Raw genomic sequence first — 6,404 nt, 5'->3', positions numbered from 1 at the left:
GGGGCCCGGGGCACCCGCCGGCCGGCGGGTGCCGCGGCGCAGGACGGAGGCAGCGGGCGCGCAAGAGGAGGCCGCCCGCGGGGCGGACGGCCTCCTCGGGGGCTCCGCGAGGGCTCCTCGGGAGTGTCAGTGGTTGCGCGGGAAGCCCAGGTCGACACCGGCCGGGGCGTCGGCCGGGTCGGGCCAGCGGGTGGTGACGACCTTGCCGCGGGTGTAGAAGTGCGTGCCGTCGTTGCCGTAGATGTGATGGTCGCCGAAGAGCGAGTCCTTCCAGCCGCCGAAGGAGTGGTAGCCCACGGGGACCGGGATCGGCACGTTCACGCCGACCATGCCGGCCTCGACCTCCAGCTGGAAGCGGCGGGCCGCGCCGCCGTCCCGGGTGAAGATCGCGGTGCCGTTGCCGAACGGCGAGGCGTTGATCAGGTCGACCGCCTCCTCGTACGTCTCGGCGCGCAGCACGCACAGCACCGGGCCGAAGATCTCGTCCTGGTACGCCTTCGCGCTGGTCGGCACCTTGTCCAGCAGGGAGATGCCGATCCAGTGGCCGTCCTCGTGGCCGTCGACGGTGTAGCCGGTGCCGTCCAGGACGACCTCGCAGCCCTCGGCCGCCGCGCCGGTCACGTAGGAGGCCACCTTGTCGCGGTGGGCCCTGGTGATCAGCGGGCCCATCTCGGAGGCCGGGTCGTCGCCGGGACCGATCTTGATCTTCTCGGCGCGCTCGCGGATCTTCTCCACCAGCTCGTCGCCGATCGCGCCGACCGCGACCACGGCCGAGATGGCCATGCAGCGCTCGCCCGCCGAGCCGTAGGCCGCCGAGACGGCCGCGTCGGCCGCCGCGTCGAGGTCGGCGTCGGGCAGCACCAGCATGTGGTTCTTGGCGCCGCCGAGAGCCTGGACGCGCTTGCCGTTCGCGGAGGCGGTGGTGTGGATATAGCGGGCGATCGGGGTGGAGCCGACGAAGGAGACCGCCTTGACGTCCGGGTGGGCCAGCAGGCGGTCGACGGCCACCTTGTCGCCGTGGACGACGTTGAACACGCCGTCCGGCAGCCCGGCCTCCGCCAGCAGCTCGGCGAGGCGGACCGAGGCCGACGGGTCCTTCTCGCTCGGCTTGAGCACGAAGGTGTTGCCGCACGCGATGGCGATCGGGAACATCCACATCGGCACCATCGCCGGGAAGTTGAACGGCGTGATGCCCGCGACGACGCCGAGCGGCTGGCGGATCGCGGCCACGTCGACCCGGCTGGCGACCTGGGTGGACAGCTCGCCCTTCAGCTGCACGGTGATGCCGCACGCCAGGTCGACGATCTCCAGGCCGCGCGCCACCTCGCCGAGGGCGTCGGAGTGCACCTTGCCGTGCTCGGCGGTGATCAGCTCGGCGATCTCGTCACGGTGGGCGTCGAGCAGCGCGCGGAACCGGAACAGGATGGACGTGCGCTGGGCCAGCGAGGACTGGCCCCAGGTCAGGTACGCCTCCTTGGCGGCGGCGACGGCCGCGTCCACCTCCGCCACGGAGGCGAAGGCGACCTTCGCGGTGACCGCGCCGGTCGCCGGGTTCGTCACCGGGCCGTACGTGCCCGAGGCGCCTTCGACGGTCCTGCCGCCGATCCAGTGATTGACGATCTTCGTCATGACCGAGTACTCCTTCACAGATGGCGGCGTCGGGTCGAGACATGCCGTTCGTACAGCTCACGTGCCGTGACCGCGGGCCGGGTGGTCGTGGTCCCGGCCACGGGTACATCCCACCAGGGCCGGGCGCGGGGCGCGCCCGACACTGTGTCTGCCGTTCGGGTCCCCGCGTAGACACATGTGGGGGTGCCGGCGGCCGGGCGGTCCGGGCGGGAACGGCCGCGCCGCCCCGGTGCTGCCCGGCCGCCCACTGCGCCCCGGCGGACCGTGCCCCCACTCCAGTGTGTTCCCTCCGGCACCGGACGGCCTCGGACGGACGGACCTCCGGCGCGGGACCGAAGCGGGCGGGGAGTCGTCGCCCGCGCTTCGCTCCTGCCAGGGCGAAGCGGTCTTCCGCGCCGGAGGCGCTGTGGGCCCGGGCGGGGCGGTGCCTGCCCGGGGAAACGGACCGGGATGACGGGGGCGCCGCCGGCGCCGGGGCGGGACGGGGCCGGGCGGGAACGTCCGGGGAGGCCGGCGCGCGGCGGGCCGCCGGAGGGCGTGACCCGGCGCGGCGGGACGCCCGTCCGGAGCGGGCGCGGGCCCCCTCCGGTCCGTCCCGCGGTGATCAGGTCGTACGCCATCGGCTCCCTTTCGGTGTCGGCTCCCCCGGCTTTGTAGTCCCGTACGCGAAGCCCTGTCAATATTTTGTCCGGACATACTGACGAGTTATGACCGTGTTCCCCCGATGTGCCGGTCCGGCTCACCTGCCGGTCACGGCGGGTCGAGCCCGCCGTCGGCGGTGAGCCGCGCGGCGCGGTGCGGTGCGGCGAGTGCACACGGCACCGCCCGCCGCCCGGCCCCGCGGCCCGTGTGCGGACCGGACACGCCCGTACGGCACCCCGGCCGCCCCCGAGTGGGCTTCGCGCCCCGCGGTCAACGCGCCCCGCCGACGGACCGGCGCACACCTTTGCTTCACCTGTGTCACAAACGCCCCCGCCGTGTCACATATGTCGCGCGTACGCGGCCCTTCCGTCACACCGGCGCACGGCCCCTGCCCCGCGGTCCCTCCGCCTCGTTCACCCGGCACAGGCTTGGTGATCGCCGACGCAGCGCCCGGCTCCCCCGGACGGCCGCCCCCGGCCGCCCCGGCCGCCGCCGCGGCGCTCGCAGGGAGGTACGACGCATGACCGACCGAAGGCTCTGGTCCTACAAGGAGATCGCGGCACACATCAAGGTGCAGCCGGACACCGTGCGGTCCTACCGCAAGCACGGGCTGCTGCCCCCGCCCGACCACGTGGAGGGCGGCAAACCCTACTGGTACGTGGACACGGTCCGGTCCTGGGTGGCCTCCCGGCCCGGCAACCGCGGCCGCCGGGAGGGCTGAACGCGCCCGCGGTTTCCCGTGCGCCCGTCCCGCTCCCGAGGAGTGGGGCGCGGTCGCGCGGCGAGGCCGGCCGCCGACACCACGGGCCGGCGGCCGGCCGTCAGCCCCACGGCTCGACGACCGTCACCCCGCCCGCCGGTGCCCACGGGGCCCCGGCGGGCGGAACCGTGGCGGTGACGACCAGGAGGTCGGGCCGCAGCACGCCCGCCCGGACCGGCACTAACACCGGAACCGGCACCGGCGGGTAGGTGTGGGCGGCCATGCCGTGGTTGTTGAGGAGTTTCGGACTCCAGGGCGATCAGGCGGGCCCTGTGGCCGGGGCGGTGCCGCTCGGCGAGGGCGGCGGGCCGACACGGACGTGCCGGCCGCGACGGCGCAGGCCGTTCACGGAGGCGGCACACCTGCCGGTCGCCCCCGCGCCCGCCCCGCCCTGTCCGGCCCGCGCCCGCCCCGCCCCGTCCGTCCCCGCCCCGTCCGGACCGGCGCGGGCCGGGTCCTCCCGGGCGATCGTCCGCATCCCGTGCCGCACGGCGACCGGACCGCCGGCCCCGGGGCCGGACCGGAGGCGGCCCTCGCCCACGAGGGCGCCGGGCGCGGGGCATACCGCGAGGCGTACGTACGGGCGCCGGAGAACGCCGTCCGCCGCCACCCCGCGCCCCCGTCGTGGATTAATACCCCCTAGGGGTATAAACTGAGCGGCAGGTCCCCAAGGGACCCCTCCGCCCCGCACACCTCGACGAGGAGTAACGCCATGACCGCCCAGACCGACCCCCAGGGCCCCGTCACCGCCGTCTACAAGGTGAGCGGGATGAGCTGCGGACACTGCGAGGGCGCCGTCTCCGGCGAGATCTCCCGGATCCCGGGGGTCAGTTCGGTGAAGGCCGTCGCCTCCAGCGGCGAGGTCACCGTCGTCTCCGCCGCGCCGCTCGACGAGGAGGCCGTCCGCACCGCCGTCGACGAGGCCGGCTTCGAGCTGGCGGGCAGGGCCTGAGGGCCTGGCACCGAGCCGCACCGCGCGGCACCGGGTCGTACCGGCCGACACCGGCCGGTACGACCCGGTGCCGCTTCCCCGACGCTCGCGGCAGGGGCGGCGTTCCCGGCGATTCCGGAGCACGGACCTGAGCGTCGACGCTCCTCGCCCCGCCCGTCGCCCTACCGGCGACGTCTCCCGCTCTTCATTTCGGCATCGACAACAGCCCGCGCCCACCCTTGCCATCCCCGCGGTCGGCTGCAACCGGGCCACTGAACCCGATGGCCGCGCCGCGGAAGTCGCGACGGTCTTCCGGCCGGCGTTCGCGGTACCGAACGGTCCGCGACCGCGGGCGTCCCACTGAGGCGGGATTCACTGCTTTTGAAGGGGGAGTCCCTCTGGAGTCCGGTACGACCCTCACATAAGCTCTTCACAAGCCTCGCGCATCATCCTTACGCTTGGGTCTCGTCCGCTACATCCGGGCTCTTGCGTACCTAACGGACAAATGCAAGAGACGCAGATCACAGTGATGTGAACGTAACCATCGAAGGGGTTCGAAGGTCTAAGTTGGCGATGTCGGGCAGCGTCTTGGGGGGCGCTTCCTGGCATCTGGGGATGTCTTGGGGGACTTCTCCAGAGGCGCGTTGCCGGGGCACGTACACCGGGAAGCTTTGAGCGGCCCTCCCGAAGTGCGCTGTCCCGGCAGACCGCACAGCACCACCACCCGAGCGCGGCGAGTTCTGCTCGTTTCGCTCACACAGCGATTCAGGCGCTGTCCTCTCAGACGCCCGGCCGGATCCCGTGGGGGGAATCCGCACCGGGACATGGGAAGGCGCCCTGGTCGCCGGCCCGTGGGGGGACCGGCGCCAGGGCGCCTTCTGCTGTGTACGGGCCTCAGGGCCCGCCCGGCGGGCGGGCCCTGAGGGTCACGAAGGGGTCAGCGCTCCTCGACCGGCACGAAGTCGCGCTCCACGACGCCCGTGTAGATCTGGCGCGGGCGGCCGATGCGGGAGCCCGGCTCCTTGATCATCTCGTGCCACTGGGCGATCCAGCCCGGCAGGCGGCCGAGGGCGAACAGGACCGTGAACATCTCGGTCGGGAAGCCCATGGCCCGGTAGATCAGACCGGTGTAGAAGTCGACGTTCGGGTAGAGGCTGCGCGAGACGAAGTAGTCGTCGGAGAGCGCGTGCTCCTCCAGCTTCAGCGCGATGTCCAGCAGCTCGTCGGACTTGCCGAGGGCGGACAGCACATCGTGCGCGGCGGCCTTGATGATCTTGGCGCGCGGGTCGAAGTTCTTGTAGACCCGGTGGCCGAAGCCCATCAGGCGAACGCCGTCCTCCTTGTTCTTCACCTTGCGGATGAAGGAGTCGACGTCGCCGCCGGAGTCGCGGATGCCCTCCAGCATCTCCAGCACGGACTGGTTGGCGCCGCCGTGCAGCGGGCCCCACAGGGCGTTGATGCCGGCGGAGATCGAGGCGAACATGTTCGCCTGCGAGGAGCCGACCAGGCGGACCGTGGAGGTCGAACAGTTCTGCTCGTGGTCCGCGTGCAGGATCAGCAGCTTGTCCAGGGCGGAGACCACGATCGGGTCGAGCTCGTACTCCTGCGCCGGGACCGAGAAGGTCATGCGCAGGAAGTTCTCCACATAGCCCAGGTCGTTGCGCGGGTAGACGAACGGGTGGCCGATCGACTTCTTGTACGCGTACGCCGCGATGGTCGGGAGCTTGGCGAGCAGGCGGATCGTGGAGAGGTTGCGCTGCCGCTCGTCGAAGGGGTTGTGGCTGTCCTGGTAGAAGGTGGACAGCGCCGAGACGACCGAGGACAGCATGGCCATCGGGTGGGCGTCGCGCGGGAAGCCCTTGTAGAAGTTCTTGACGTCCTCGTGCAGCAGGGTGTGCTGCGTGATGTCGTTCCTGAACGCGGTGAGCTGGTCGACGGTCGGCAGCTCGCCGTTGATGAGCAGGTAGGCGACCTCCAGGAAGGTGGAGCGCTCGGCCAGCTGCTCGATCGGGTAGCCGCGGTACCGCAGGATGCCCTTCTCACCGTCGAGATAGGTGATGGCGGATTTGTACGCGGCCGTGTTGCCGTAGCCGCTGTCCAGCGTCACCAGACCGGTCTGGGCGCGGAGCTTGCCGATGTCGAAGCCCTTGTCGCCGACGGTGCTGTCGATCACCGGGTAGGTGTACTCGTTGCCGTCGTACCGCAGTACTACAGAGTTGTCGCTCACGTCTTCCCTCACCGACGTTGTGCCTCATCTTCGAGGTGCCCTGACTGTCTCTACCATCCCCCACTTGGCTCAGGAGAGTGCACTCGGGGTCGACCATCGGGCCTATCGACGGCACTCAGTGCCGCCAACTTGCTCATCCTGCCCCTTGTGTTCCCCTTCTGGAAGTGCCTTGTGACCTTCGCGACTCATTTGATCGATCATTTTTCGCGGTATGT

The 6,404-nt window shown here is 71.6% G+C and carries 4 protein-coding genes and 2 pseudogenes; 2 read left to right on the top strand and 4 right to left on the bottom strand.

The genetic code is table 11. The annotated features are described in order from the left end of the window. Positions 1-126 precede the first annotated feature (126 nt). Both mmsA and AB0L29_RS10965 read right to left on the bottom strand, forming a co-directional pair. Positions 127-1,629 carry a CoA-acylating methylmalonate-semialdehyde dehydrogenase gene (gene mmsA / locus AB0L29_RS10970; RefSeq protein WP_365825588.1) on the bottom strand — a complete coding sequence of 501 codons (1,503 nt, stop codon included), beginning with the start codon at positions 1,627-1,629 and terminating at the stop codon, positions 127-129. 14 nt (positions 1,630-1,643) lie between these two features. Beyond that, positions 1,644-1,823, bottom strand: a pseudogene (locus AB0L29_RS10965) (hypothetical protein); the annotation flags it as partial. A 968-nt stretch (positions 1,824-2,791) separates the two neighbouring features. Between AB0L29_RS10965 and AB0L29_RS10960 the strand changes: the two are divergent. Beyond that, complete coding sequence (locus AB0L29_RS10960; RefSeq protein ID WP_365825586.1) at positions 2,792-2,992, top strand: MerR family transcriptional regulator; 201 nt, start codon at positions 2,792-2,794, stop codon at positions 2,990-2,992. A 100-nt stretch (positions 2,993-3,092) separates the two neighbouring features. On the opposite strand, the pseudogene AB0L29_RS10955 reads toward AB0L29_RS10960, so the two are convergent. Then, positions 3,093-3,392: pseudogene (locus AB0L29_RS10955) on the bottom strand (alcohol dehydrogenase); the annotation flags it as partial. Positions 3,393-3,743: 351 nt separating this feature from the next. Here AB0L29_RS10955 and AB0L29_RS10950 point away from each other — a divergent pair. Next, a complete protein-coding gene (locus tag AB0L29_RS10950) occupies positions 3,744-3,983 on the top strand; it encodes a heavy-metal-associated domain-containing protein (RefSeq protein WP_365825584.1) in 240 nt (79 codons plus the stop codon). A 916-nt stretch (positions 3,984-4,899) separates the two neighbouring features. Here the strand turns inward: AB0L29_RS10950 and AB0L29_RS10945 are convergent. Then, a complete protein-coding gene (locus AB0L29_RS10945) occupies positions 4,900-6,189 on the bottom strand; it encodes a citrate synthase (RefSeq protein WP_365825582.1) in 1,290 nt (429 codons plus the stop codon). Between the last annotated feature and the right edge of the window lie 215 nt (positions 6,190-6,404).

Source organism: Streptomyces sp. NPDC052701 (genome assembly GCF_040678355.1).
Lineage (GTDB): Bacteria > Actinomycetota > Actinomycetes > Streptomycetales > Streptomycetaceae > Streptomyces.
The sequence above is the reverse complement of the archived record's forward strand: the minus strand, read 5'-3'. Positions and strand labels throughout refer to the sequence as shown.